At 45.4% G+C, this 26,359-nt stretch carries 23 protein-coding genes; 17 read left to right on the top strand and 6 right to left on the bottom strand.

The genetic code is table 11. The features are described from left to right. The first annotated feature begins 1 nt into the window (after position 1). The 6 genes from MHH86_RS27315 to MHH86_RS27290 all read left to right on the top strand — a co-directional run bounded on the left by MHH86_RS27315 (position 2) and on the right by MHH86_RS27290 (position 7,984). A complete protein-coding gene (locus MHH86_RS27315) occupies positions 2–3,670 on the top strand; it encodes a response regulator (RefSeq protein ID WP_036680346.1) in 3,669 nt (1,222 codons plus the stop codon). Between the two features lie 79 nt (positions 3,671–3,749). Further along, entirely contained in the window at positions 3,750–4,616 is an 867-nt protein-coding gene (locus MHH86_RS27310; protein WP_051491113.1) for a protein-glutamate O-methyltransferase CheR, read from the top strand. Between the two features lie 21 nt (positions 4,617–4,637). Further along, positions 4,638–6,308 (top strand): response regulator, encoded by a 1,671-nt coding sequence (locus MHH86_RS27305; RefSeq protein WP_076316841.1) that lies wholly within the window; start codon positions 4,638–4,640, stop codon positions 6,306–6,308. Positions 6,309–6,404: 96 nt separating this feature from the next. Further along, positions 6,405–6,743 (top strand): STAS domain-containing protein, encoded by a 339-nt coding sequence (locus MHH86_RS27300; RefSeq protein ID WP_036680220.1) that lies wholly within the window; start codon positions 6,405–6,407, stop codon positions 6,741–6,743. 18 nt (positions 6,744–6,761) lie between these two features. Further along, positions 6,762–7,217 (top strand): anti-sigma B factor RsbW, encoded by a 456-nt coding sequence (gene rsbW / locus MHH86_RS27295; protein ID WP_036680217.1) that lies wholly within the window; start codon positions 6,762–6,764, stop codon positions 7,215–7,217. Beyond that, the gene (locus MHH86_RS27290) at positions 7,214–7,984 is read left to right on the top strand and encodes a sigma-70 family RNA polymerase sigma factor (RefSeq protein WP_036680216.1); all 771 of its coding nucleotides are present in this window, start codon (positions 7,214–7,216) and stop codon (positions 7,982–7,984) included. Before rsbW ends, MHH86_RS27290 begins: the two co-directional genes overlap by 4 nt. Positions 7,985–8,173: 189 nt before the next feature. Here MHH86_RS27290 and MHH86_RS27285 read toward each other — a convergent pair whose 3' ends face one another. The 3 genes from MHH86_RS27285 to MHH86_RS27275 all read right to left on the bottom strand — a co-directional run bounded on the left by MHH86_RS27285 (position 8,174) and on the right by MHH86_RS27275 (position 11,166). Further along, positions 8,174–8,506: a DUF5665 domain-containing protein gene (locus MHH86_RS27285; RefSeq protein ID WP_036680215.1), complete on the bottom strand. Its 333-nt coding sequence runs from the start codon at positions 8,504–8,506 to the stop codon at positions 8,174–8,176. A 148-nt stretch (positions 8,507–8,654) separates the two neighbouring features. After that, positions 8,655–9,152, bottom strand: coding sequence for a YtxH domain-containing protein (locus tag MHH86_RS27280; protein ID WP_038573324.1), 498 nt, complete (start codon positions 9,150–9,152; stop codon positions 8,655–8,657). A 253-nt stretch (positions 9,153–9,405) separates the two neighbouring features. After that, positions 9,406–11,166, bottom strand: coding sequence for a glycoside hydrolase family 13 protein (locus MHH86_RS27275; RefSeq protein WP_076316845.1), 1,761 nt, complete (start codon positions 11,164–11,166; stop codon positions 9,406–9,408). Between the two features lie 453 nt (positions 11,167–11,619). Between MHH86_RS27275 and MHH86_RS27270 the strand changes: the two genes are divergently transcribed. The 4 genes from MHH86_RS27270 to MHH86_RS27255 all read left to right on the top strand — a co-directional run bounded on the left by MHH86_RS27270 (position 11,620) and on the right by MHH86_RS27255 (position 16,437). Continuing rightward, the gene (locus tag MHH86_RS27270) at positions 11,620–12,966 is read left to right on the top strand and encodes a maltose ABC transporter substrate-binding protein (RefSeq protein WP_076179349.1); all 1,347 of its coding nucleotides are present in this window, start codon (positions 11,620–11,622) and stop codon (positions 12,964–12,966) included. A gap of 18 nt (positions 12,967–12,984) precedes the next feature. After that, positions 12,985–14,292 (top strand): sugar ABC transporter permease, encoded by a 1,308-nt coding sequence (locus tag MHH86_RS27265; protein WP_076142228.1) that lies wholly within the window; start codon positions 12,985–12,987, stop codon positions 14,290–14,292. Further along, entirely contained in the window at positions 14,289–15,125 is an 837-nt protein-coding gene (locus tag MHH86_RS27260; protein ID WP_076316842.1) for a sugar ABC transporter permease, read from the top strand. Before MHH86_RS27265 ends, MHH86_RS27260 begins: the two co-directional genes overlap by 4 nt. Positions 15,126–15,432: 307 nt before the next feature. Next, positions 15,433–16,437, top strand: coding sequence for an asparaginase (locus MHH86_RS27255; RefSeq protein ID WP_076224266.1), 1,005 nt, complete (start codon positions 15,433–15,435; stop codon positions 16,435–16,437). Positions 16,438–16,568: 131 nt separating this feature from the next. On the opposite strand, the gene MHH86_RS27250 is transcribed toward MHH86_RS27255, so the two are convergent. Further along, a complete protein-coding gene (locus tag MHH86_RS27250) occupies positions 16,569–16,793 on the bottom strand; it encodes a DUF1128 domain-containing protein (protein ID WP_036680203.1) in 225 nt (74 codons plus the stop codon). 143 nt (positions 16,794–16,936) lie between these two features. On the opposite strand from MHH86_RS27250, the gene yyaC reads away from it, so the two are divergent. The 7 genes from yyaC (at position 16,937) to MHH86_RS27215 (ending at position 25,374) form a co-directional block, all read left to right on the top strand. Next, complete coding sequence (gene yyaC, locus MHH86_RS27245; protein WP_249267773.1) at positions 16,937–17,461, top strand: spore protease YyaC; 525 nt, start codon at positions 16,937–16,939, stop codon at positions 17,459–17,461. 108 nt (positions 17,462–17,569) lie between these two features. After that, positions 17,570–18,376 (top strand): alpha/beta hydrolase, encoded by an 807-nt coding sequence (locus MHH86_RS27240; RefSeq protein ID WP_036680199.1) that lies wholly within the window; start codon positions 17,570–17,572, stop codon positions 18,374–18,376. 194 nt (positions 18,377–18,570) lie between these two features. Continuing rightward, a complete protein-coding gene (locus tag MHH86_RS27235; protein ID WP_036680197.1) occupies positions 18,571–19,242 on the top strand; it encodes a DUF6483 family protein in 672 nt (223 codons plus the stop codon). After that, entirely contained in the window at positions 19,242–20,060 is an 819-nt protein-coding gene (locus MHH86_RS27230) for a PhzF family phenazine biosynthesis protein (RefSeq protein WP_249267772.1), read from the top strand. The genes MHH86_RS27235 and MHH86_RS27230 overlap by 1 nt, the downstream gene beginning before the upstream one ends. 88 nt (positions 20,061–20,148) lie before the next feature. After that, positions 20,149–21,339, top strand: coding sequence for an SAM-dependent methyltransferase (locus MHH86_RS27225; RefSeq protein ID WP_342479792.1), 1,191 nt, complete (start codon positions 20,149–20,151; stop codon positions 21,337–21,339). A gap of 567 nt (positions 21,340–21,906) precedes the next feature. Continuing rightward, complete coding sequence (locus tag MHH86_RS27220) at positions 21,907–22,065, top strand: hypothetical protein (protein ID WP_179088422.1); 159 nt, start codon at positions 21,907–21,909, stop codon at positions 22,063–22,065. 510 nt (positions 22,066–22,575) lie between these two features. Continuing rightward, positions 22,576–25,374 carry an O-antigen ligase family protein gene (locus MHH86_RS27215; RefSeq protein ID WP_051491110.1) on the top strand — a complete coding sequence of 933 codons (2,799 nt, stop codon included), beginning with the start codon at positions 22,576–22,578 and terminating at the stop codon, positions 25,372–25,374. On the opposite strand, the gene MHH86_RS27210 is transcribed toward MHH86_RS27215, so the two are convergent. Together MHH86_RS27210 and MHH86_RS27205 are read right to left on the bottom strand one after the other, a co-directional pair. Further along, on the bottom strand, positions 25,363–26,019 hold the full coding sequence (locus MHH86_RS27210) for an SdpI family protein (protein ID WP_051491109.1): 657 nt from the start codon (positions 26,017–26,019) through the stop codon (positions 25,363–25,365). The two genes, MHH86_RS27215 and MHH86_RS27210, sit on opposite strands and share 12 nt — an antisense overlap. After that, entirely contained in the window at positions 26,019–26,357 is a 339-nt protein-coding gene (locus MHH86_RS27205; protein WP_051491108.1) for an autorepressor SdpR family transcription factor, read from the bottom strand. Before MHH86_RS27205 ends, MHH86_RS27210 begins: the two co-directional genes overlap by 1 nt. Positions 26,358–26,359: the final 2 nt, after the last annotated feature.

The raw sequence follows: 26,359 nt of genomic DNA, 5'->3' as shown, positions 1-26,359 counted from the left end.
GATGAAAATAAAGGCTAAACTCTTAATTGGTTTTAGTGCGATGCTGGCGATTATGCTGGCACTTACTATGATTGGATACGATCGTTTGGATTATATGAATGGTCAGCTTGAGGGTTACCAGGATAGATATATGAAGGGGCGTTCTTCTTCAGGTATGCGTGGAGAAGTGAATGATATGGCGCGAATATTAACGACGACCATGTTAAGCGCTGATACATCAACGGTAGAATCACAAAAAAAAGAGATTGATAAAAAAATAGCTAAGGCGAATGAGCACTACGACAAAATAAAAGAATCAATGACTAGCGCTGAAGAGATGCAGATCGTTACTCAAATTGATGATTCTTATACGATCTATCTAAATTATCAGGAAAAAATATTGAAGCTGCTATCAGCTGGTTATTTCCAGAATGCCAGCACGTATTCTAACACAGAGGGACAAGCGATTCAGAATGCGGTATTAAACGCTCTGAACAGTCTCTCTGATTATAATGCCTTTATTATGAATGAAGAGAGCGCAAAAGCTAAAGATGCCTATCAAAGCTCTACTCAGATGGTCATCTTGATGATGATTGTGGGTCTACTACTTGGACTTGGAGTTGTTCTATGGATCATTCCAAGCATTACGCGGGGGCTTAACGTCGTTTCGATGATGATTACCAGCTTCGGCAACGGCAGAATTCGGGCTATAAGGCGCATCAAGGTTACTTCTAAAGATGAGATTGGTGAGGTTGCCCTTGTCTTTAAGAAAATGGCTTTAGATCTTGAAGAGAAACAGCAAATGGAACAGGCCTATGCACAGGCGCAGAATGATCAATCCTGGCTGAATGCAAATGTTGCTCAGGTGACAGAACTTCTCCGGGGAGTTAGCTCATTGGATCAGGTCTCACAGACCTTTATCAACGAGTTCACCCCTGTGCTGGGAGCCCAGTTTGGGGCAGTATATTTAAAGGATGCTAACCGTCCCGATTTTCTGCGAAGCAGTGGTTATTATGCAGTAGATAGCGATAAGAAACCAAAGGAAGGTTTTGTGATTGGAGAAGGACTCGTAGGACAAAGTGCGCTTGATATGCACCCAATCAGATTGGAGCGGGCTCCTGAAGATTATATCTCCGTGAAATCCGGCTTTGTGGATTCACAGCCAGGATATATTTCCATTCATCCGCTTATTTTTGAAGACGAGCTGCTCGGTGTAGTAGAATTCGCTTCATTCCAGCCATTTAGCAGTCTGAAAAATGATTTGCTGCAACAACTTGCGAATAATTTAAGCATTATTTTCAATAATATTAGTCGTCGTCTGATTGTAGAGAAATTACTGCGTGAGTCACAAGCACTTACGGAAGAACTGCAATGTCAGTCAGAAGAGCTGCAGACTCAGCAAGAAGAACTGCGTCGTTCCAATGAGAACTTGGAAGAGCAGACGGACGCACTTAAGCGTTCAGAAGAACTGCTGCAACGTCAGCAGGAGGAACTGGAACATTACAATACGGAACTCGTCGCCAAGACTCGTGCACTAGAGGAGCAAGTGCAGGAGGTTGAGGAGAAAAAAGATGAAATTGAGCATGCTAAGGTTCAGCTAGAGAAGCAGGCTATGCAATTATCCGTGACTAGTAAGTATAAATCGGAATTTATGGCGAACATGTCCCATGAATTGCGGACGCCGCTCAACAGTCTGCTGATCTTGTCCCAGCTGCTTACCGAGAACAAAGATGGTAATTTAACGGAGAAGCAGGTTGAATTTGCCCATACGATTTATATGTCAGGTGCTGACCTGCTTAAGATGATTGATGAAATTTTAGACCTGTCCAAGGTTGATGCAGGAAAAATGGAACTGAATCATGAAGAAATTAAACTGACTGAGCTGAAAAGCTTTGTGAAGCAGAATTTCGCTCCACAGGCGCTCAAAAAAGGACTCTCCTTACGGATAGCCTTTAACGAGCCGCTGCCAGATAGCGTAATTGCCGATAGTCATCGGTTGAAGCAGGTCTTAAGAAATCTGCTTTCTAATGCCTTTAAATTTACAACCGAAGGTTTTATCGAGTTTTCAGTTAGCCCGGCAGATACTAATCTCTTGCCACTAAATCTGCCGAGTGATAATGAATATATTGCTATTGCTGTGAAGGACAGTGGCATTGGTATTCCGGCTGACAAAACAGATATTGTATTCGAAGCCTTCCAGCAAGTAGACGGAACAACCAGCCGTAAATATGGAGGCACGGGCCTGGGATTGTCGATCAGCCGTGAATTGGTTCGTATAATGGGTGGAGCTATTGTGCTCGAATCCCGTGAGGGGCAAGGCAGTACCTTCACTTTGTATTTGCCGGTGAAGGCAAATTACAGTAAACAACCTGCAGAAATAGAAGCTGCTGTGTCCAAAGAGGATTCAACATATGATGAATATATTGGAGACATGCTTCCAACCTTAGTGCCAGCAGCCGTTAACGTACCCCTTCCACAACTGACAATTGAGGATGACCGTGACAATTTGACGGCGAATGACAAAGTCCTGCTTATTATTGAAGATGATGAAAGCTTTGCGAAAATCTTGCTAGACATGGCTCGTGGTCGCAGATTTAAAGGCTTAGTAGCGCTTCAAGGCGATATTGGACTGCAGATGGCGAAAACTTATTTGCCAGATGCGATTATTCTCGATATACAGCTGCCTGTAATGGACGGATGGACCATTCTTAGAGAGCTGAAAAGTGCATCTCAGACCCGTCACATTCCTGTTCATGTTATCTCAGTGAACGATGAAGTGAAGCAAGGATTGATGATGGGAGCTATGGCGTATCTAAGAAAACCATCTTCAAGAGAAGCATTGGAGCGGGCTTTCTCACAAATTGAGAATTATACGTCCAGCACTGTGAAGTACCTTCTGATTGTAGAAGATGATGAGATTCAACGTCGTTCCATTATGGAATTGATCGGTCATGATGATGTAGCTATTACCGCGGTATCAACCGGCAATGAGGCACTGATGGAGCTGCGCAAGCAGAGATATGATTGTATGGTTCTGGATCTTATGCTTGGGGATATGAACGGCTTTGAACTGCTGGATCAGATTCGTGATGATGAGGAATTAAACGATCTTCCTATTATTATTTATACAGGTAAGGATTTAGATAGCAAAGAAGAGACACAGCTCCGCAAGTATGCTGAATCCATAATTATCAAGGATGTTCGTTCTCCGGAACGACTACTGGATGAAACAACGTTGTTCTTGCACCGGGTAGAAGCTAATCTTCCGGAAGATAAACGTAAAATTTTGCAGAAGCTGCATAACAAGGAAGAGTTATTCGAAGGGAAGAAAATACTGCTCGTCGATGATGATATTCGTAATGTTTTTGCACTCTCTAGTGTACTGGAAGAATACCACATGGAAGTGAAGTTTGCGGAGAACGGACGTGAAGCGCTGGAAATGCTGGTAGAGCAAGAAGATTTTGATCTCGTGCTTATGGATATGATGATGCCGGAAATGGACGGATATGAAGCTATGCGCCGAATCCGTGAAATGCCGCAATATCAGAAACTGCCTATTATTGCGCTTACCGCCAAAGCAATGAAAGAGGATCGCGCCAAATGTATTGAAGCGGGAGCTTCTGATTATATGAAGAAACCGATCGCAACAGGTCAACTTCTTTCGTTAATGCGTGTCTGGTTGTATTCGTAAACTCAAATTTGGGGTAATACCTTTTTAAGAACTAACATGACTAGAATCACGGTGTGTTAATAAGGGAGTCGGGATAACAATGAAAGCGATAGAACACGGATATGAGGAGCAGCCCGTTATGGTAGGAAGTGACGAGTTGGAGCAAATTGAGATCGAGCTGCTCCTTGATGGAGTACACCGTTTATATGGGTATGATTTCCGGAATTATGCGTTGCCTTCTTTGAAGCGGCGTATCTGGCATCATGTGCATGCGGAGAATGTACACAGCATATCCGCGCTGCAAGAAAAGGTGCTGCATGATCGCGCCTGTTTTGAACGATTTGTCTATAGTCTCTCCATTCCGGTCACCGAAATGTTTAGGGACCCGGGGTTATTTTTAACGTTTCGCCAGAAGGTAGTTCCGTTGTTGAGGACTTATCCCTATATTCGTATCTGGCATGCTGGATGCTCCACTGGTGAAGAAGTATACTCTATGGCCATCCTGCTTCATGAAGAAGGGCTTTACGATAAGGCTCGGATTTATGCCACAGATATGAATGAGCGTTCTTTACAGCAGGCTAAGGAAGGCGTCTATGATATTAGCAGAATGAAGCAATACACTAAGAATTATTTGGAGGCGGGAGGTACCCGGGCATTCTCTGAATACTATACAGCGAAGTATAACTCGGTTATTTTACAGCCATATTTACGCAAAAACATTATATTCGCTGAGCATAACTTAGCTACAGATACTTCTTTTAATGAGTTTAATGTTATTTTCTGCCGCAATGTGATGATCTATTTCAATGATGAGCTGCGTGATCATGTTCACGGCTTGTTTCATGAAAGTTTAAGTCGTTTTGGAATACTTGTTCTAGGCTCTAAAGAATCCATTCACTTTACGAAGTACAGCGATTGTTATGAGTCTTTGGACAGAGTAGAAAAAATATACCGTAACATAAAATAACGCATGAAGGAGGGTGGTCCTATGGGGTTTCAAGAACCAATTCATATACTACTAGTAGATGACCGTCCTGAAAATCTGCTGGCGCTGGAGGCGGTACTTGAAAGCCAGCATTATGAGCTAGTCAAAGCCACCTCCGGCGAAGAAGCGCTGCGGTGTTTGTTAAGGTATGATTTTGCTGTCATCGTACTGGACGTGCAGATGCCAGGTATGGATGGGATCGAGACCGCAAAGTTGATTAAAGCCAGAGAAAAAACAAAGGAAATTCCGATTATCTTTATCTCTGCGAATAGTAAGGAAGCGGAGCATTTATTCGCGGGCTATTCTGCAGGGGCTATTGATTATATGGTTAAACCCTTCATTCCACAAATTCTGAAGTCTAAGATACAAGGTTTTGTCGAGATGTATATTACGAGCAAAAAACATCAGACTCAGACCATGCTGCTGCAGCAAAAGACGAAAGAGCTGGAAATCATAAATAGTGAGCTCGTAAAGGCTAAGGAAGAGGCGGAGATCGCCTCCAAAGCGAAGTCGGAATTTCTGGCTATGATGAGTCATGAGATTCGTACACCAATGAATGGCGTAGTGGGTATGATTGATTTATTAATGGAGACTGACCTTGCTCCTGAGCAGAAGGAGTATTCCGAGATCATTCGGAAAAGTGCAGACACGTTGATTACGGTTATAAACGATATTCTTGATTTCACCAAAATGGAATCCGGTAAAATGGAAATCGAAGAGCAGCTGTTCGAACTTCGCACATGTATTCAAGAGGTGTTCAGCCTCTTTTCGGTGGAAGCGGGAAAAAAGAACCTGGAGCTCGCTTATTTTATCGATCAGAAGTTACCTAGACTTTTATATGGAGATATGGCTCGTCTACGCCAAGTATTAATTAATCTGATTGCTAACGCAGTTAAATTTACGAATCAGGGCGGTGTCTATTTAGTCGCTTCCATCAAAGAAACATCTGGGCACAAGGTAGAAGTCGAGTTCACGATCATGGATACAGGGATTGGTATTTCTCCAGAGAAATGTGACCGATTATTCCAACCGTTCTCACAGCTGGATTCTTCAATGACACGGAAATACGGGGGGACAGGGCTTGGTTTAGCCATATGTAAATCCCTTGTAGGCATGATGGGCGGAGAAATACGGGTAGAATCCATGGAGCAAAAAGGAGCTACCTTTATTTTTACGATTCAAGCATCCGTACCTGGAGAAGATTTGACAGGAGGTTATCAAGAAGAGGAATCGCCTCATCTTCTTCTTAATCAGGAGAGCAGAAGCCGAATTCTTGTTGTAGATGACCATCCTATCAATCAGCGTTTGATGGTTAGCATGCTAGATAAGCTCGGCTATGAAGCTGATATGGCTGAGGACGGGAAACAGGCTGTGCAAATGGCGCTTAAGCAGCCCTATGATTTTATCTTTATGGATCTCCAAATGCCAGTAATGGATGGCCTGGAGGCAACCGCCCAAATCCGTCGAGAAGGCGGTCCGGCGGCTGAGAAGACTATTATTATTGCAATGACTGCGAATGTCATGGATGGCATTCAGAATCGCTGTAAAGCCTCAGGAATGGATGACTATATCAGCAAGCCACTTAAGATGAGCAGTATTAAGCAGATTATCTCTCGGTATTCTAGCAGCGATAATCGGATGGTTGAACCAGATACATCTATTTTTCAGGCGTAACCCAAGATTTACTAGTTTATATTTTAATGTTATTTGTTTCAAAGGTAGGACTATGAGGTTATTAATATAGAAAATATTTATCAGGAGAGATCGTCTATGAACACGCATAAAAGTAATAAGTTTCACGCTAAGACAGAGACAAAAGAAAATGTATGTACGGTTTTCCTGAATGGTGAACTTGATCTATCCGTTGCTTCCGATTTCCGTTTGGTAATGGAGCCGCTTGTAGGTGATACGAAGCATGATTTAGTAATAAATCTTAAAGAATTAAAATACATCGATAGCACGGGTATTGGCATTCTACTTTCGATCCTGAAGTCAAGACAAGGTATGGACGTTAAGTTTATGGTTGAGGATGTTCCTCCCCAAATTCAGAAGCTGTTTGACATGACTGGTATTACCAAGTTTTTTGCCTCCCAAGAGAATTCCCACTAGGAAAGGATAGAACAAAGAATGAGTGATGATGTGCAAAAAGTAATTCTTCAGCTGCCGGCTAGCGCAGAGTATGTGGATATTGTTAGGTTAAATTTATATGGTATTGCTTCAAAAATGGGCTTCACCTACGAAGATATTGAAGATATGAAGGTAGCTGTATCAGAGGCGTGTAACAATTCAGTATTGTACGCCTATGGACAACAAGACGGAATGGTTGATGTAATCTTTGAGGTGGGTGAAAGTGCCTTATCCATTACAGTCAAAGACGAGGGGGAGAGCTTTGACGGTTTGGAAGACTCGTCCAGTGAGCGTATGACACTGCATGATAAAGAGTTAAGTGACGTTCAGGTCGGCGGTTTAGGGTTCTACTTAATGCAAGCGTTGATGGATGACGTGAGCGTCGTAAGTGAGGCCGGAAGAGGGACGGTAGTAACTTTGAAGAAGCACCTTAACTTTAGCGAGGAAAAGGTATGAGTGATAAGGTGACTCCCCCCGAGTCCATGAATGAAGCAGTCACCCAAATTTGGGAATATCAGCAGACTAAGGATAATGAACGCGCAACAGTACTGATACAGAAATATGAGCCTATGGTAAAAATGGCTGCTGGAAAAATTTCTCGCAACCGCCCCGACTTGTATGAGGATTTATATCAGGTCGGGCAAATGGCGCTCATCCGGTTATTACAGCAATATGATATTAGCCTTGGAATCCCTTTTGAGCCCTATGCGATGAAAAGCATGATTGGACATATGAAGAATTTCCTACGTGATAAATCTTGGTACATACAGGTACCTAGACGGATTAAAGAAAAGGGAGCACTTGTTCAACACGCGATTGACGAACTAACAGTGAAGCTGGAACGTTCGCCTGCGGTGGATGAGATTGCTCATTATCTTGATTTGTCTGTTGAAGAAACTGTAGAAGTACTGGCGGGCAGAGAATGTTATCATTACGTCTCCCTAGACTCGCCCCTTTCTCAAGAGGAGACAGGAGCTACACTAGGCGAGCTGATCAGCTCTGACGCAAATGATTACGAGACCGTAGAGAAACGTATGGATTTGCAACAAGCACTAGGTCAATTGAAGGAACAGGAGCAGCAGGTGCTGCTGTTAGCGTTCCAAGATGGACAATCCCAGCGGGCGATCGCCCAGAAGCTGGGGGTATCACAGATGAGCGTTTCACGCATACAGAAGCGGGCCACTGAGAAGTTAAAGCAGATTATGGCCAACTCTTCCTATTGAGTTCCTGTATGGGTAGTATACATTTTCGACGATAAGGACATGCCTCTCTCCGCTGACTGGAGACCCGCATGTCCTTTATTTGTATACTGTTGTAGACTTATTCCCCCGCTTGTCCGTCCAACCTAGAGGATTAGACGGACAAGCGGGGGAAGCGGTCGATAGTTGGGGAATAGATCGATAGTCTTGCGGTTAGCTATTAGCATCAATGTATTTTTTAATTTCGCCAAGATACTCTCCGATTACTGGAACATTAAGAAAAAGACTAAGAATGTAGCCTAATAAACCAAGGACTACAAATGTTCCGAGAGATAGTCCAAGTCCCCGAGATATACCGGCCATCAGGTTTGTGATGATTCTTTTTTTCGGATCTGAATAGTTGTCGAGAATGTCCTTGAATTCTGATTTTTCCAGTGAGTGAGCGATCTTATCAAGACGACTGTTTAAGCGTTTCACTTCATGTCGCAACTCGAAAGGATGTTCATCAATTTCATAAGGTTTTGTTTGGTTATTTGAATCTGCCATGCGCCATCCCTGCTTTCTATAGCCCTAACGGGCATTAATTGAATGTCTAGTTGTATCTGCTGATGTGAATAAAGGTATAACTAAACAACAGCCAGCTGCGGTCAGCTGGCTGTTGTTTGTTAAAGTGATAGCTGTATGATGCCGCAGATTAGTAATTGGATTTATAGGAGGATTTTACATCCTCTTTCGCATCCTTAGCCTGATTGGCAACCTCTTTAGAGGATGCTTTGGCTTCATCAGCTACGTCTTTAGAGGCGTCTTTAACATCCGAGCTTACATTGCTTGAGGCTTCACTTACAGTGTCACCAATTTTACTTCCAGCCTCTTGAAGAGTGGCGGCAATCTGTTGTTTGCTGTCACTGACAGTGGTATAGATATCAGAGGCTTTATCTGATACCGTACTAGCCAAATCGGTTGCTTTTTCGCCAACTGTTGTCGCAATAGCTTTGGTTTTGTCAGTTACGGCACCAGCAACTTCTTTGGTCTTGTCTGTAGCTAGAGAAAGTTTATCTGACAGATCACTGCGCATTTCACGGCCAGGCTTTGGTGCAAATAGCAAGGCTGCTGCGGCACCAATTAAGCTACCGATAAAGATACCTTTTAATAAGCTGCTTCCGTTCTCTACTTCATGTTCTACGTTACTCATCACCAATCACTCCTTATAATTTATCTTACTTCGTATATAAACTTTGGCGTATGGGCTGAAACAGTTGAAGAGCAAGGGGGAGATTACGGGAGGTTAAGGGAGGATACGGTAACCTAAATGGCTTTAGGTCATATAAACCGCGTTTTTGAGACTTTATCAACATTTGTTTATGCGCAAAAAGAAGGGCGAAGACAGGCTGTGATATGCAGCATATGTCTCCATCCTTCTACGATTGAATTTAGAATGTTACGGATTAATCATTAACGGCTTGGAGTACCGCATAGCCGAATTCAGGCAGATTCAGATACAGCTGGGATGTGGAGGATTCAGTCCGCTTCTGCGTCTTTAGGTTTACCCATATCATGTCTGCCCCGGTTACAGGAATGATGACATCGGCCATAACATCTTCATTATTCAATACGATTATGAATCGGCTTTGTTTGTCCCACCGCTCATATACAAGCAGCTTTGGATAACCCGGAATCTCCAGCGCTTTAAATCCACTGCTCCGGAATGCGGGATGAGATTTACGAAGGCTGATCGTCCAGCGATAGTATTCGAGCAATTCTTGATTCTGTTTCTGGGAGTCCCACTCCATGCATTTTCGGTTGTCCGGGTCGTATCCGCCATCCATGCCGATTTCATCGCCATAATAAATACAGGGTGCTCCCTGAAAGGTCATCTGGAACAAAACGGCCAGCTTTAACTTCCTGATGTCACCGCCACAAAGTGTCAGGAAACGAACTGTATCATGGCTGTCTAGCAGATTAAAGGCGGCTTCCGTAATTTGTTGCGGATAATTCGCTAGCATAGTAGCAACCGACTGAGAGAATTGTGCAGCATTGATCTGTCCGTGGGCGAAAAAATTAATTTGAATATTCGTTAGCGGGTAATTCATAACGGCGTCAAACTGATCGCCAAGCAGCCACGGCAAGGAATCATGCATGATTTCTCCTACGAGATAGGCCTCTGGATTAACGCTTTTGATCGTACTGCGGAATTGCCGCCAGAACGAATGTGAGACTTCATTTGCGACATCAAGCCGCCAGCCGTCTATACCGATTTCCTCGATCCAATAGCGGCCTGCATTCAGTAGATATTCTATGACTTCAGGATTCTCAGTGTTGAATTTAGGCATGATAGGCTCGAATGCAAATGTGTCATAGGTGGGAATTCCGTCGATGACCTGTGGCGGCCACTCGCGTACATGGAACCAATCGGCATAACGCGAAGATTGCCCGTTCGCGAGCAGATCAACAAACGGCGGGAAGGTATGGCCGCAATGATTAAAGACACCGTCCAGGATGACACGGATGCCTTTGGAATGACAGGAGTCCACAAACTCTTTCAGCAATGTGTTGGTGCCAAAATGAGGATCGACCAAGTAATAATCTTCTGTATCGTATTTATGATTGGTGGTTGCCGCAAATAGAGGATTAAAATATATAGCATTGATGCCCAATTCACAGAGATAATCCAAATGATCTAGTACACCCTGCAAGTCTCCTCCGAAGAAATTCCGAGGACTCGGTGTGCCGCCCCATTCGAGTACATCTGTCGGATCGTTGGTGGGATCACCATTCGCGAAACGCTCCGGGAATATTTGATAAAATACTGCATCTTTCACCCAAGATGGAGGGGAGTGCACATCTTCACGATTCAAAAATGGAAAGTCGAACAGACCCTCATATACAACAGCAGGTGGCTCTGGATAAAATCCTTTTTCCAAAAAATAAAGGACTTCGTCTTTGTTATAAAGCGCAAAGTAATACGCGAGTCTGCGGTAAACAGGACGGACGGAGGCTTGCCAGTAATCGAACAAGCCGTCAGAAGCGAGGCGCTGCATTGGAATGACCTCATGCGTTTTGTCCCAGCCAAATTTATCTCCACAGAAAAGGTCGATCTGTGATACGTTGTCCCGCTTAGTTCTTAGGCGAATATGAAGTGTAGACTCATCGTAGGCATATGACCAATTTTGTCCCATACGGTGATAAACGGCTTCCGGTTGAATCATACTCATTTTCCATCCCTTCGGGCATGTAAACGCAAAAAAGGGCCAACCTCATGATTTTCAGAGGTTGAACCCTTGGCGGTTTCATTGCCTTTAAATTTGTCTGCATCTTACCATAACCCTCAAGAGCAAAGCAAGAGGTTATTTCACAATAATTTACAATATGGAATATTTAGTATGTGGTAGGAATAAAGAGAAAATAAGAGAAAAGATAAGATAAACTTTGTTAAACCGTCTTGTTTGGACTTATACCCTGATTGCAATCAAAATTATGGATATTATAGAATGAGGGCGAACGAACTTGATTTTTCATAACACGCATTCAAATTAAAGGCACTGTTACCTGCAAAGGTACAACCTCGGCACTTTGTGCAAATGAGGTTGTACCTTTTTTTATATGCTTTTTTTCAATGCGGGTTAGGTTTAATCACTCATGATCGAAGGGGAGATGAGCAAATGAAGAAGAGTAAACGTTCCAAAATGCAAGCGGTAACATTTAGTTTAGTCCTATGCCTGCTGTTAACTTTGACGGTCACCGCATGCGGTTCTGGCAATGGGAACTCCGCATCAAAGCCGAATTCGAGTCCGAATTCCGCAGTGAACGAGCCGGGGGGAACCACAAATGAGACAAATACCGAAGAGAAAACCACTGATGAGGAAATGAAGCCAGAAGCAGGGGCCAAACTTATGGTCTGGGAAGCCAAGGAGCAGCTTGAATACATGAAGCAGGTAGCTGCTGATTTCGAAAAAGAATATGGTGTTCCCGTCACGGTTGAGGAAATGGCGGGTGGCGATCAAGGCGCAAGACTGGCGACGGATGGTCCGTCTAAACTTGCTGCAGATGTGTTGACTCTGCCCCATGACCAGATCGGGCAAGCCGTAAAAGCAGGGCTGCTTTTGCCAAACGATGTTTTTGAGGAAGAAACCAAATCAACGATGGTGGCAACAGCCGTTCAGGCATCGTCTTATGATGGCATTCTTTACGGTTATCCTAAATCGGTGGAAACCTATGCGCTGTTCTACAACAAGGACCTGATTCCTGACGCTCCTAAAACGTGGGATGATGTGATTGCTTTTGCAGATACGTACAACAATCCGAAGGAAAACAAATTCGCAATCATGTGGGAATTCGTCGGATATTACAGCTATCCGTTTATTGGCAGCTTCGGCGGATATATTTACGGAGACAACAATACGAATTTCAAGGATATTGGATTGAACAATGAGGGCACTATCAAAGGATTTACGTTTCTGCAGAGCCTCAAAAAAATTCTGCCTTTGAATGCAGGAGATATCACTTATGACGTGAAAACCCAATTATTCCAAGAAGGTAAGCTGGCGATGAATATCGATGGGCCATGGTCCATAGCGGCGTTTAAGGAAAATGTTAACCTGGGTGTGGCTCCTCTTCCAAAGGGACCTGACGGTCAAGACAGTCTTTCTTTCTCCGGTGTCAAATCGTATTATGTTAACTCATATACGGAATATCCGGTCGCAGGCCGTTTGTTCGCACATTTTGCAAGCAACAAGGAGAACCAGCTTAAGAACTTTGAGATGACGGGAGCGATTCCTGCGAGTATAGAGGCTGGAGAAGCGCCGGAAATCAAAGATGACCCTATTATTGGCGGATTCTTCGAGCAATTCCAAAATTCCGTTCCAATGCCTTCCGTTTCAGAAATCAAATCCGTCTGGGAACCCCTAAAAGCAGCGTTTGTGTCCCTGTGGAACGACTCGAATCTTGATGTTAAACAGACGCTGGATAAGACTGTAACCACGATTCAGGCCGATCTGGAGTCGAAGTAAAGGGCAGGTGATTTAACCATGAGGAAAAAAACAGGCGCAGCGTTACTCTCGGCTATTATTCCGGGACTGGGCCAGTTCTACAACCGGCAGTGGCTGAAAGGATTGGTATTCCTGCTGGTGGGGTCTGCTGGAATTTACTATATTGCTAATGATCTGATGGGACATTTGCATGGCTTAATTACGCTTGGGGAATTTCCAAGCCGTATGGTCAAGGTAGGCAAATTAACCCGGATGGTGGAAGGCGACCACTCCATTTTTATGATGATCAATGGTCTAATGGCATTGCTGGCGCTGCTCTTTTATACAGCTTTTCATTTACTGAACATCAGAGATGCATTCCTAGTTGGAGCTGCACGGGACCGGAAAGAGCCTATTCATTCATTCGCTGAATCGCTCAGAGCTATGGGGCGGAGGAATTTTGCCTATCTTGTCCTCGCGATTCCCTTTGTGGCTGTGGTTTTTCTGACGATATTACCACTTGTTTTTTCGGTGCTACTGGCGTTTACGAACTATGCCGACCCGATTTTACCGCCAGCACATCTGGTAGACTGGGTGGGTTTCGGTAATTTTAATAAAATGCTTAGTCTGGATGTCTGGAGTTCCACCTTCGGTGGAGTGCTGACTTGGACCTTGATCTGGGCGGTTATTGCTACTGCGACGACTTACATTGGAGGTGTGCTCATTGCAGTACTTATTCACCAGCCCCGTGTCCGCTGCAAAAAGCTTTGGCGCACACTTCTGATCGTTCCGTTCGCTATTCCCAATATGATTTCTCTGCTCGTCATGCGCAATATGTTCAATAATCAATTTGGACCGATCAATAGTTATTTAAGAGCCTTGGGATTGGAGGGGGTGGCCTGGCTAACCAATCCTTTCTGGGCTAAGGTCACTGTAATTCTGGCTAATATGTGGATCGGTATTCCGGTGACCATGATTCTGGCCTTCGGGGTGCTGACAACAATTCCGAGGGATATGTATGAAGCGGCAGAAGTAGACGGTGCTGGGTCATTTTATAAATTCCGCATGATTACGCTGCCCATGGTATTGTTCGCAACCGCACCTATCCTGATTATGCAGTTTGCCGGCAATATTAACAGCTTTAATGTCATTTATCTAATGACTAACGGAGAACCGGTTAATCCCAACTACCAGTACGCGGGCCACACTGACTTGCTGGTGACTTGGCTTTATAAACTGGCGCTGAACCAGTCGCAGTATAGCTTTGCTTCTGTCATCGGGATTGTCATCTTCCTGATGGTCGCGACATTCTCCATCTGGAGCTACCGGCGGACGCGGTCCTTTAAAGAGGAGGATATGATTGCATGAAGCTAAGACTGACGGAAGCGTTAAAAACGTTTGGAAGCCATTTATTGCTGATTGTGCTCAGTTTTATTAGTCTTTTCCCAGCCTTCTGGATTATTATGTCTTCGTTCAAAATAGGAAACAGTTTGTTCAGTGACTCATTGATTCCTAAGAATTTTACCTTTGTTCATTACAAGGAACTGTTTGAGCAAACTAAATATTTGTTATGGTTCATGAATACGCTAAAGATTGCGGCGTTGTCTACGCTGCTCGGCACCTTTTTGCTGCTGCTGACTTCGTACGCCATTTCTCGTTATCGATTTACGGGCAGAAAAACTACACTAACCGCGCTCCTAGTTCTGCAGATGTTTCCGGGATTTATGGCTATGATTGCAGTTTACGTGCTGCTGAACACACTTGGGCTACTGAATTCTCATTGGGCACTTGTGCTCGTATACAGCAGCGGCGCTATTATCACGAATGTTTTTGTGGCTAAAGGTTTTTTTGATACGATTCCTAAAAGCTTGGAAGATGCTGCGCGAATGGATGGGGCGAGTCATATGAAAGTATTTCTTTCTATCATGATCCCGTTATCTAAGCCGATGCTCACCTATGCCAGCCTTATGATTTTCAACGGCTGCTTTGTGGATTTTATATTCGCCGACCTTGTATTGCGCACGGAGGATACAAGAACGCTCGCCGTTGGGCTTTACCGGATGGTGAACCAAAGTAACTCAACCGAGTTTACGTTGTTCGCTGCCGGAGCGGTATTGGTCGCTCTCCCAGTCACGCTGCTGTTCATTTTCCTACAGCGTTTCTTGGTGGATGGCCTGACCGCAGGTGCAAGCAAAGGATAAGACGAACTGCGCTACCCTTGTGAGGCTACGCTGAATTCCATAAAAACCGCTTTCTACTCAGAGATCAAGATTCTGAGAAGGAAGCGGTTTTTTATATTTTATCCGGTTTCTAAAATCTTCTTGGTGGGGACAGGATTGAAGAATAATGAAAATAGGAGTAGAATTTCTCATGGAACCAACACTTAAGGGAGTTTGTAGAGTACTCAAAAATCCCGGAGCACGGGGTTATTTTCTAGCATTTATTAAATGTGAATACTAATAAGTCCTTGTGAGTTATAGAGCATCTAGTTAAAAGAGGAGAGAAATCATGGAAACCGTATTAGTACGAGAGTATCGGGCGGATTTGCTGGAATGTGTCCATAGTGGGCATATTGCCATCGTAGGAGAGAACGGAAATTTAAAGGGGTATGCAGGTGATCCGGAATTTGTATCGTTCACCCGTTCAGCTGCTAAACCCCTTCAGGCTATTCCAGGCGTACGTGGGGGGATTGTGGAGCATTACGGCTTTACACCCGCAGAGGTTGCCCTGATGACCGCCTCTCATCGGGGAGAGAGCTACCATGTAGCTGCGCTAGAGAGCATATCCTCCAAGATTGGCATCGATGAGCAACAAATGATCTGTGCAACGAGTTACCCGCTGGATTATTCCAGCAGGGAGAACGCCATTCGTGGTGCGGGCAAAAGAAAGTTCTATCATAACTGTGCGGGCAAGCACATGGGTATCTTATCTTACAGTAAGCTCAAAGGTTTGCCGCTTGAAGAATACTCACAGCCGGAGCAAACGGTGCAGCGTGAGATTATCGACACCATTGCTTATATGGCTGGTGTGGCCCCAGACAGTATCGGTTTAGGTACGGACGGATGCGGGCTGCCGGTATTTGCTCTGCCTCTGACCGCCTTGGCGACGGCCTATTTGAAATTAGCCAATCCGGATTTGATTGCAGATGAAGCTACTCGCAAAGCGGTTACTACTATTACAACGGCAATGAATGCTTATCCGGAGATGGTTTCTGGATCTGGTCGCCTTGATTCTATTCTTTTGGAAGATGATAATATTATTGCTAAGGGTGGATTTAAGGGTGTCTATTGCTTCGGCTTACGCCGTGAGCGACTGGGGATTGCTTTCAAGATTCTGGATGGGTCGGAAGAAGAGTGGGGACTTATTGTACAGGGAATTTTAAATCAAATTGGTTATAGTCAGAAAAATACCATGGAAAAGCTGCGCAATGCATTTTCAGGCGTGATTTACAATGACGGGGGTACACGAGTAGGCCATGCGGATACCGAGTTCAAGCTTAATTTCATAAAGTAGGATCATATAAAAAGAGCCCTTCGACTACGAATCCATCTTCTGGATACGCAGCGAAGGGCTTTTTTCTACGAGAAGCGGTGGTCATCTTTAAAGGACGGCAACATCGGTTCTTCTTGTAATAGGGAGAACTATTATTTATGACGTAGACGGCCGAGTTCGGAGACGAGTGCTTCCACCTGAGAAATACTCAGTCTGTCACTGCCCATGGCTACCTCATAAACATCATAGATATCTTCATAATGATCTACTGAAAAAGCGGAGGCTTGCATCGCCGCGGCACTGGCCATTTTTAATTTGTTCTTGATAGCCTCGATCATATACTCAACATTTTCCTGACTAGGCTTTGTTAAATCCATTAGGTTAAAACATCCTCTCTGTATACTGATTCATGTATTTTACCATGTTTGGCAGCTTGACCACCATTTTTTTGTCGGGTTCACTGAAATCATGTTAAATTAAAGGCATGAGATCAAAAATATCATCGAAGGGAGGAAATGTATTGGCAATCAGAGAACAGGGAAGCGGAAAACGCATTAAAATGGACGATGCTGGATTAGTGTCCTTTTTCATGGAAATAGCTGCTCTGCATTCCGCCGAGGAAGTCACGTTCCTGTGCATTGGAACAGATCGGTCTACAGGAGATGCACTCGGTCCGCTGACGGGCAGCAAACTTGTGGAACATGGCTTCCGACATGTAATCGGTACGTTGCCGTCTCCTTGCGATGCAGATAATTTGGTGGCCAGAGTGGCTGAGATTCCCTCCGGGCATATTGTAGTTGCGGTAGATGCTTGTCTGGGCCCTCCGATCGCGCTTGGATATTACTTCGTTTCGAGTGAGCCACTGCTGCCTGCACAATCGGTGGGGGCAAATCTTCCAGCCGTAGGTCACTATAGTTTGGCGGCCGTTGTAGATATGAATGGCCCGAAACCTTATCGGACGCTGCAGACTACTCCACTGCATAGAGTGATGGTTATGGCAGAACATATCGCTATAGCGGCAGCAAAAGGATTCGGACTCCAGTAGTACCCATTGGGCACTTAAAAATAAGCTGTCCGTTTCAAGGTGAGCTGTTTTGCTTAATAATAGATATTAGACACATTATCTTAGTATTCTAGAAAGAGGGAAGCAGCCATGGAAAGAGTTCGTTGTGACGGAAGCAATATATGCTACAGTGATCAGGGGAAAGGCGAAGTTATTGTATTGCTGCATGGCTTTTGTGGAAGCGCTGAATATTGGGAACAAGTCATTCCTGTCTTAAGCAGCGGCTACCGAGTGATTGCTCCCGATTTACGTGGTCACGGAGCTTCGGAAGCTCCACTAGGACCTTATAGTATTGAACAAATGGCAGATGATGTTCTGGGTCTGTTAGATTCGCTGGAGATTGCTGAATGCATCATGCTTGGTCATTCGCTTGGCGGATATATTACGCTATCGTTTGCTCAGCGTTATGCTTCTCGATTGAAAGGCTTTGGATTAATTCATTCTACTGCTTATCCAGATAGTGAAGAAGCTAAGGAAAAACGACTGAAGAGTGTCAGCGCGATTCAAAATGAAGGGATTACTCCTTTCGTAGACAGCTTCGTACCAGGCTTGTTTGCTGAAGCAACCGCTTCTGCATCCCCACAGCTGCTGGAGCGCGCTAAAGAAATCGGCTACAAAACGCCTCCACAAGGAGCGGCAGGAGCTGCACTGGCGATGCGTGAGCGTCCAGATCGACGGGATGTAATTACGGCCACTACGTTGCCGGTATTGCTTGTTGCTGGCGAGCAGGATGGATTGATTCCTGCTGAACGAACCTTTACTGCGGATAAGCCAAATGTAACGCAAGCAACGATATCGGGTGCAGGCCACATGAGTCTTTTTGAAGCTCCTGAACGGTTAGCCGAGATCATTAAGGATTTTGTCCAGGCTTCCGTTTTAGATAATAGCCGCGTATAAAAAATCTTCTACAAAGAGGCAGCACGGCGCCATTCTGGCGTGTGCTGCCTCTTTCTTTTAGGGCTATCTAATGATCTGGTATTCTCCTTAACTGGCATAGAATTCGGCAATGGTTTAAGATAAATCAATAGAATAATTTAAGTGGTATGAGTCCTGCAGTTTTTGCTACCACAGTACGGAAAAGGAGGATGTGCATGTTTCGAAGAGACTATATTGTCCGGATGATCGAAGATATGACGGCGATGGTTGCCAAGGTACTTACTCTAAAGCAGGAACGGAAGACGACAGAAGCTTTATGGGAAATCGATGAGCTGTTGAACCGGCATTTTCCGCTGAATTCACGTCTTTTAAATTCACTATCTGTAGAAGATATCATAGATATGTTTCGTTTTGGCGGTGTGGTTGAGTCCGATAAGCTTCAAGGTCTGGCCAAACTGCTGAAGGAAGAAGGCAGTATTTATGCCGCAAATGGCGATAAGGATGCAGCATTATTTAGAAGTATGAGAGCCTTACATTTATATTTGTACGCGGATCTTCACGGTGCAGACCGGGAGCTGCTGCATATGACTCAGGAAATGGATGAACTCTTGCAGGATGTGCAGGCCTATCGGCTCCCGGCTAAAACGGAGCGGCTACTGATGGAGTATATGGAGTCGGTAGGGCGATATAGTAAAGCGGAGGACAGCCTCTACCGGCTGTGGGAGCAGGGAGAAAATGTTGTAATAGAAGGGGATAAGCTATACAATCGACTGCTGCTCAAGTCATCTGCAGAATTGGAACAAGGTACTCTTCCTCTGGAGGAAGTAGAGCAGGGGTTAAAAGAGTGGGGCAGGATAACAGCGATACGAAAGGAATCAGGAACCTGATGAATACGATGAATATCCCTTTATATATTATCGATGCTTTTGCAGAACAGGCTTATTCAGGCAACCCTGCGGCGGTATGTTTACTGGAGCATCCCGTCGATGAAGGTTATATGCAGAAGACAGCAGCGGAAATGAACTTGTCAGAGACAGCTTTTCTCTGGCCAGAGGAAGATGGATATCGCCTGCGCTGGTTTACACCTAAAGTTGAGGTCAAGCTATGTGGTCATGGGACTCTAGCAAGTGCACATGTATTATGGGAGAGGGGACTGCTAGCTCCTGATATGGAAGCAAGGTTCTATACACGCAGTGGGTTGCTCAGAGCTTCTCGTTCAGGAGATTTGATCTCACTGTACTTCCCGCCTTATCAGCTTCAACCCTCTCCTGTAATTTCAGGTCTCGCAGCAGCGCTTGGTATTGCAGAAGCGAATGTGGTGGAAACTATGCGATATGCTGACAATGTGCTTGTACGACTGGATCAGGAAGCACGGGTTCGCGAACTCAGCCCTGACTTCGGAGCTTTATCCGGGCTTGAAGGGAGAGGCTTCGCGGTTACCGCAGAAAGCTCTATCGAAGGTATTGATTGTGTATCACGTTTTTTTGCGCCGAAGGTAGGAGTGAATGAGGATCCGGTAACAGGCTCAGCGCATACTGCACTGGCACCTTTTTGGGCGGATAGACTCAATCGTACGCAGTTGACCGCTTATCAAGCTTCGAAACGTGGAGGTTTGCTTCAGTTAGAGGTAAGTAAAGACCAGATTAAGATGTCTGGGCGAGCATTAACTATAGTTAGTGGAGAGCTGCATGTTAAGCCCTGCTAGAACAAGGAACGCCCCTTGTTAACACGTGATATAATGAACGATGATGGTTAGGAGACATAGATTCTCCATTTTTAATCCCGAAAGTGAGATGTGCGTTGTGGAATCTTTAACAGCTCTAATTGAACAACTAATTAACGACCGTACTTTGATTACAGCTACCCTAAGTCAAGTGCGTTATAAAGGCGAAAATTGTACCAAGGTGCAGGTTAAACCTGTTGAACTAAAGGGTAAGCTGCATTATCAGTTTGCGTCCTATATTGGTACAAAGGTAGAACATCGCAACGTACCCGCAGAATTGGCGGCGGAAGAGATATCTCTTTTATTTAGAGAAACATATCGGCAAGGCTTGTTGTGTACAGTAGAAGCCGATTATCAGGTGCTTATTAGCAAAAAATTCAAAGTATCAATCCTAACTAAGTCTCCAAGTAAAAAAGAAGAGCCGGATCTAGCTCACAACCGCCGCAAACGTTATGTGCTGGAGGATGGAGAGCCTGTGCCATTTCTGGTGGAGCTTGGCATCATGAACAAAGAAGGCAAAGTGCTGGCCAAAAGATATGATAAATTTCGGCAGATCAATCGTTTTCTGGAGATGGTAGAGGACGTGCTTGCCGATCTGCCAACCGGCCGACCCTTGACGATTGTGGATTTTGGTTGTGGAAAATCATATTTGACCTTTGCACTGTATCACTATCTGACCGTTCGCAAGAAGCGGGAGCTTAATATCATTGGATTAGATTTAAAAGCAGATGTGATTGAGCATTGTAACGAACTTGCTGCCAAAATCGGTTATGATCACTTGAAGTTCTTCGTGGGTGACATTGCTGAGTACAATGAGCTGGAGCAAGTAGACATGGTGATCACACTTCATGCTTGCGACATAGCTACCGATGCTGCCCTTGAAAAAGCAGTACGTTGGGGAGCGTCTGTAATTTTATCTGTGCCTTGCTGCCAGCATGAATTATTCGCACAAATCGAAAATGAAGTAATGAGCCCTATGCTTTCGCATGGCATACTGAAAGAGCGTTTTTCTGCCTTGGCTACAGATGCCATTCGCGCCAAATTGCTCGACATGATGGGCTATAGCAGCCAGCTGCTGGAATTCATCGATCTGGAGAATACGCCGAAGAACATTTTGATTCGTGCCGTTAAGAGTTCAACCGGGGACAACTCCGTCAAATGGCGCGAATACACCGCATTCCGCGATTTTCTGGGAGCAAAACCATACCTCGAACGCGTATGCGCTGATCTGCTTCCCACTGGGAGTTCGGTAGAAGGGTAGAGGGTATTAAGGTAGAGAGCGTAGAACGGTAGGACTGTAGCATGGTAGAACGGTATGACTGTAGAATGGGCACTTATAGGTGCAGGCTAATTCGATAAGTTGTACTTTTTACAACTATATAGCATTTTTAATAGGAAATTGGATAGTACAGCTAGTGCGATCAAATGGTTAGGACGGTACGGCTAGTGTGATCTAATGGTTAGGACGGTGCAGCTAGTGCGATCTAATGGCGAGTTGGTTTAGTTGTACTTTGTGCAACTAAATATGCTCAGAAGCTGCGTTTTAGTGATTTAGTTGCACTTTGTACACTTAAAAACGAACAATACTCCGCATATGGTGGGATTCTCGAAAAACAGTTGCACAAAGTACAATTAAAGTGGAAGTAAGCGGTGAAAGCACGGGATTAGTTGTACTTTTTACAACTGTATAGCTTTTTTTGGATGGGAATTCAGATAGTACAGCTAGTGCGATCTAATGGTTAGGATGGTACAGCTAGTGTGATCAAATGGTTTGGGCGGTGCAGCTAGTGCGATCTAATAGCGAGGACGGTGCCGCTAGTGCGATCTAATGCGAGTTGGTTTAGTTGTACTTTGTGCAACTAAATATGATCTGAAGCTGCGTTATAGTGATTTAGTTGCACTTTGTACACTTAAAGATGAACAATACTCCACATTTGGCGGGATTCTCGAAAAACAGTTGCAGAAAGTACAATTAAAGTGGAAGTAAGCAGCGAAAGCACGGGATTAGTTGTACTTTTTACAACTATATAGCCTTTTTGAATGGGAATTCGGATAGGCAGCTAATGCGATCAAATGGTTAGGACGTTCCAGTTAGTGTGATCAAATGGTTAGGACGATGCAGCTAGTGCGATCTAATGGCGAGTTGGTTTAGTTGTACTTTGTGCAACTAAATATGCTCAGAAGCTGCGTTTTAGTGATTTAGTTGCACTTTGTACACTTAAAAACGAACAATACTCCCCATACGGCGGGATTCTTGAAAAATAGTTGCACTAAGTGCAATTAAAGTGGAAGTAAGCAGCGAAAGCACGGGATTAGTTGTACTTTTTACAACTATATAGCTTTTTTGAATGAGAATTCGGATAGTACAGCTAGTGCGATCTAATGGTTAGGACGGTACCGCTCCTTTGTGGAGAGGTATCGTCTTTTTGCGTTCTAGTCTTGTATAAGGGAAATGTGGAAAGGATAGAGATAAATTAACGAATACAGGGGTATCTAAATGTGGCGTTTTAAAAAAGACTGGAGTCTGGAATCATCAATTGCATATATTTGTGGAGCCTTAGTGATAGCGGCTGGTGTGGGTGCTTGTTTGTTGCGGGGATTGTTTTTTACTGAGGAGATGTATCCCTTTCTAACCTTATGGTTTGTGCTGTGTTGTGCGTGCTCGCTTTATTATCTTGTTGGGGTTGGTGCATGGAGAAAAAGTGGGGGAGGAGTAGGTGCAGGTGCAGGTGCAGGTGCAGGTGCAGTAAGAGGTTTTACGGGAGTCAATGGGGTTAGTGAAGTTAGTGAAGTTGGTCAAGTTAGTGGAGAAAATAGAGCGTTAAGAATATTATTAAGCGTCCCTTTAATTATTCTATCGCTTTATGTGATTCATTGGCTGTGCGGGCCACTTTCTTCCCAGGGAACTATGAATGAAATGCTGCGGTGGGGCTTGTATGCTAGCTTTGCAATATTGGTTTGTTTTTGTGCGGTGAACCTGGTGGGACGCCGGATTTTAAATGTAATTTGGTCTATGCTGGGTATGACTTTATGCCTGAGCGCTTTATTGGCTGTGTGTGGAGTGGTAAAGTTGCCTTTCGCTGTGGCTTACAGCAATTCAGCAGAAGTGAGCGCCACAGGGGTTAGATTAGCAGGATTGATGGAATATCCGAATGCTTTTGGTGCTGTGATGGCTGTTTTTCTGCTGGAACGGCTATTTGCTGTTGCTGTTTATTATGGGGATCCAAAAAAGAGCGTGAATATGTTGGGAGCAAGAAGTGTTGGGCTGGGGATGGAGTGCACAGAAGCAGAACGGAGGAGCAAAGGGGCAGGAGGCGTGGAGGCGGAGCACGGAAAAGCGGGAAGCACGACCGCCGCGCTGCTGCGCTTGCTGCCGCTGTTCCCGTACACCGCCGCGCTGCTCCTCACCGAGTCGCGCGGCGCATGGCTGACGGCGGCTTGCGCCTGCGCCGCCGTCTTGCTCTGGAAGCGGCAGCTAATCGCGCCGCTTCTTGCTGCTGGCGCCGCGCCCGTGGCCGCCGCGGCGCTACTCTACCGCCAACTGGCCCGTGCCGGGTTGGCGGTAGAGCCAGTGCCCGGCCTGCTGTTGCTGGCCGGGCTTTGGGCCGGCGCGCTGCTAGCCGGCCTATGGCTGTGCCGCCGCCAGCGCGGCGCGGCGGGCACTGCCCGAGCCGCCATGCTGGCATTGGCGGCGGCAGGTTGGACGGCGGCGGGGATCGCCGTCCTCCTGCACGTGCGCGAGCGGATCACCGGACCGTCATCGACGGTATCCGCGCGCGGGCTGTTCTACCGCGACGCCTGGCGGCTAGCGGCAGAGGCACCTTGGCTGGGACGTGGGGGTGAGACTTGGCGGCATTCATACCTTGCCGCCCAATCTCGCCCTTATGTAGGCAGCCAGGTGCATAATGGATACCTCGACATCCTGTTGAACTTAGGATTCGTTGGTCTTGCAGCCATACTCCTTATGCTGTTGGCAGTAGGCTGGCTGCTGGCTACTAAATCGCCGCGGTTGCTGCCGCCGTTTCTGGTCATCGTCTTGCACAGCGTCGTCGATTTTGATTGGAGCTATGGATTATTTTGGCTGCTGCTATTCTGGCTGCCAGCGATTGCTCTGGCTGAGCATAAGCAGAAACATCAATCTGCGTCTACCCACCCTCAGTCTGAGACCAAGCTGCCAACTCACTCCACATCCACGAACCCGCTCACCAATGTCACTACACCAGCGAATCCACTAATCGCTCACTCCACATCCACGAACCCGCTCATCAATGTCACTACACCTGCGAATCCACTAATCGTTCAATCCACATCCACGAACCCGCTCACCAATGTCACTACACCAGCGAATCCGCTAATCGCTCACTCCACATCCACGAACCCGCTCACCAATGTCACTACACCAGCGAATCCACTAATCGTTCACTCCACATCTACGAACCGGCTCACCAATGTCTCTACACCAGCGAATCCGCTAATCGCTCACTCCACATCCACGAACCCGCTCACCAATGTCACTACACCTGCGAATCCACTAATCGCTCACTCCACATCCGCGAACCCGCTCACCAATGTCACTACACCTGCGAATCCACTAATCGCTCACTCCACATCCACGAACCCGCTCACCAATGTCACTACACCTGTGAATCCGCTAATAGTTTACCCTACATCCAAGAATCCGCCCCAAATCCGTCTTCGCCGACTAATCGGAACTGCGGCATGTTGTTTTTCGCTTATGCTGGGGGTGCTATCTTTTCACGCCGCTCAAGGAGAGAAGTTCTATCGACAAGCGATTATATCGGTGAGTCCTTCGGTGAAGGTAGAGTTGCTAGAGCAATCGCTGGCGTGGAATCCCCAGTCACCTCGAACGGCTATAGTATTATCTAGGCTGCTCTCGGGTGAACAGAGCGTAAGTCTGCTTCGGCAGAGTTTGTTGTATTCTCCCGAGAATGCCAGCTTAAGCTGGGAGCTGGCTGAACGATGGATGAGCAGCGACCATCCGGGGGCAGCGTTATATTGGATAGGCCAGAGCCTTAGGCTGGATAAGTACAACAATGCCAAGTGGGTGAAGGCGATTGAAGGGATGCTTCTTATGGGGCAAAAGAAGCTTGCAGAAGGAAATCGAAAGGAAGGCCTAATCTGTGTCGCCTCTGGGAATGAACTTCTTTTGAAATATAGAAGGTTGGCAGAAGAGGAGGCTAATAAAGGAGGGCAACATAATGACCGCGAGTTCCGAATGACAGAACAAGCCGACGACTTGAGTCGACGGCTTAGTATGTTTGCTTTACGATTTTAGCGGACGTGAAATCATCCAGGAGTAGAGAATGGGCACGATAATTGCAAGTACGAGTGCCGTAATAATAAGAAGCTGAGACAAGGCTCCGCTCAAAAAGGCTCCTGCAAAAATAAGTAGGCCACCGATCATCCACATTATCCCGGATAGGCGATGTGTTTTTCGCCATACCTCGGGGTTGGCGAGCGTCCAGGCTGTACGAACCCCAAACAAGTAATTATCTTTTACCTGTGGCATGTAGTTGCCGAGAGCAATAAACATTATTCCGACAGCTCCTATGGCGATCTTCCCAACGTTTATATCTTTACCTAGACCGTAAGCAATCGACAGCACCAGCATTAGATTAAAAAGCACCCCAATAGCAAGTCTGCTCATGGCATAGGCGTTTTCGAATTTTTTGTAATTTTCCCGCTTAGGATCGATGCTGCGTGTGAACTGCATGATTAGCGGGAGCACAATCCCTAAGATTCCGAACACAAAAATAGCAATATTTTTGTCCCAGTATCTGTTGACCTTACCCGTAATTCCAAACTGTGCTGGTAACTCCTGCGGCAGCTTGCTGTAATTGATCAGAGCGTAGGCTAATGTAGCTAAACCTAACATTACGATGAGGGTATCCTGCCATCTCCATTTGAAATCTTTCATCATTAATCCGCCTCCTTTTTGGAATCGATATCCTGACGTTGCTGCTTTCCGTCCAGCGATTTACTCTCCGTCTCCGTTTGCTTACCTGTACCAGTGAGCTCCAATAACCAACCGAGAACCTCTTCGAGGACTGTGGTGTTTAGCGAGTACATAATAAATTGTCCTTTTCGCTCATCCTGTACCAGATCGGCATGCTTCAGCGCATTCAGATGGTGAGAAATGCTTGGCTTAGACATGTTGAAAAAATCTGCGATTTCACCTGCGGTTCGATCTTTCTCCCTTAGTAACCGAATGATTTGGCGACGGGTAGGATCAGCTAGTGCTTTAAAGGATTCATTCATAT

Origin of the sequence: Paenibacillus sp. FSL F4-0097 (genome assembly GCF_038593125.1) — a bacterium.
Lineage (GTDB): Bacteria > Bacillota > Bacilli > Paenibacillales > Paenibacillaceae > Paenibacillus_AQ > Paenibacillus_AQ odorifer.
The sequence above is the reverse complement of the archived record's forward strand: the minus strand, read 5'-3'. Positions and strand labels throughout refer to the sequence as shown.